At 44.4% G+C, this 1,522-nt stretch carries 3 protein-coding genes; all 3 read left to right on the top strand.

Features of this window, described 5'->3' with window-relative positions; translation table 11 throughout:
* The coding region (locus E4T82_RS11895) for a class B sortase (RefSeq protein ID WP_135182976.1) at positions 1-497 on the top strand (497 nt) is incomplete at its 5' end.
* Positions 490-1,095, top strand: coding sequence for a hypothetical protein (locus E4T82_RS11890; RefSeq protein ID WP_135182975.1), 606 nt, complete (start codon positions 490-492; stop codon positions 1,093-1,095). The genes E4T82_RS11895 and E4T82_RS11890, both read left to right, overlap by 8 nt.
* A 48-nt stretch (positions 1,096-1,143) precedes the next feature.
* A partial coding sequence (locus E4T82_RS11885) for a hypothetical protein (RefSeq protein WP_135182974.1) occupies positions 1,144-1,522 on the top strand: 379 nt, incomplete at its 3' end.

Raw genomic sequence — 1,522 nt, 5'->3', positions numbered from 1 at the left:
CAAGGGATGACTCGTATTATTTATCTCATGATGTAGATGGGGCAGAGACTTACTACGGGGCTATCTTTACAGAGTTGGTCAATACGAAAACGTTCGAAGATCCGATCACCATCATCTATGGTCATGCTATGACGGATGGCACGATGTTTGGTTCGTTACAGGATTTCTCAGACCCGTCTTTCTTTCATGAACATAAGACCATTAGCGTAGAGACCGTGGATACACAATATGAATATGAGATTATGGCGGCACATCTTTATACAGATGACCACCTATTTTCTACGTTTGAACTAGGGAATCAAGCAGGAGTTCATCACTATCTAGCCACCCTACAAGAACGAGCATTAGCGAGTGGTGGCGCTTACCGATCCTTGCCGGTTGAAAAAGACAAGGACAGGTTTTTAATCCTGTCGACGTGTGATGCTGTGAACAATGACCAGCGCTATGTCGTCACCGCTCGCTTGAAAGATGTAAAAGAAAGGAGTAAAGATGATTAAGAAGGTTACTCTTTCCAAGTTTTGGAGATTAGCACTTGGCCTACTGTTAGTTGGGGTTGGTCAACGTCTCCTACTGACAGGTGTGCTTTCACCCTGGGCAACAGATACAGCCCTATCAATCGTATTGCCGCTAATGAGCCTTGCTTTTTGTGCAGTAGGACTATTCCTTGTTATTCCTATTGGAGTTTGGTTTTACAAGCTCCATCGGTCTGATAAACGATTGCCCAAGCTTATCTTAGCCTATCTTCTAACCGCTGTTACTGTAGGTTTCCTCATTGGTGGACTCGGCCAACTGTTGTATGACCATACCAGTTTTTCCTATAGCAATGTGAAAACGGGTATTTGGGTCTTTTCAACGATTATACAAACGGATCTTAAAGTAATCTTAATCTATAGCCTTGTCAAGATTGATCGAGCCTTACCGATAAAAGAAGACTGGAGACAGACGACTCCACCACTTCTCATCGCAACTGGCTGTACTATGGTGGCCCTCGTCTTATCCTTATGGCTCCCCACTGTTGGGGGTGTAGTGGTATCTGTCGTTGATTCCCTCATCCTCATGGCAACGCTTTATTATTTTATCTATCGTATCCATTGACTGTTTTGAGACACGCCCTTATCATCTTGTAAACAAAGGAGCACATTTATGAAACGACTGCATAAATTGATAAACTGGCTATTGTTGAGTACCTTACTCCTCGCCAATAGTCCGTTGATATATGCCGAGGAAATTGGAGAGGCGATCCAGCAGAGTAAAGATGAACAGACCTATCAAGACGCCGTGACCCAAGCGAGCAGTCAGACTGTCGGCTCTGATAATGTCAATACAGCACCTAGCTCAAGCTCTTCTGAAGACCTACCTCCATCATCTACGTCTACGAAAGAAGAAGGTGACGCCATCCAACAACCGAAAGTTGTGACAGAAGAGAGTGATGCAGAAGCAGAATTAAAACGTCAATACGGGGAACCCGTTGCGGTCAGTGGACAAGAACAGCTCTACCGTGTGGACGATACTCATTTTGTGA

The organism is Streptococcus cuniculi (assembly GCF_004570575.1).
Classification (GTDB): domain Bacteria; phylum Bacillota; class Bacilli; order Lactobacillales; family Streptococcaceae; genus Streptococcus; species Streptococcus cuniculi_A.
Note: the sequence above shows the minus strand (reverse complement) of the source record. Positions and strands in the feature narration are given on the sequence as shown.

Excerpts from the sequence above, each read along its gene's own strand:
- E4T82_RS11890 (WP_135182975.1), top strand. The coding sequence starts at position 490 with ATGATTAAGAAGGTTACTCTTTCCAAGTTTTGGAGATTAGCACTTGGC.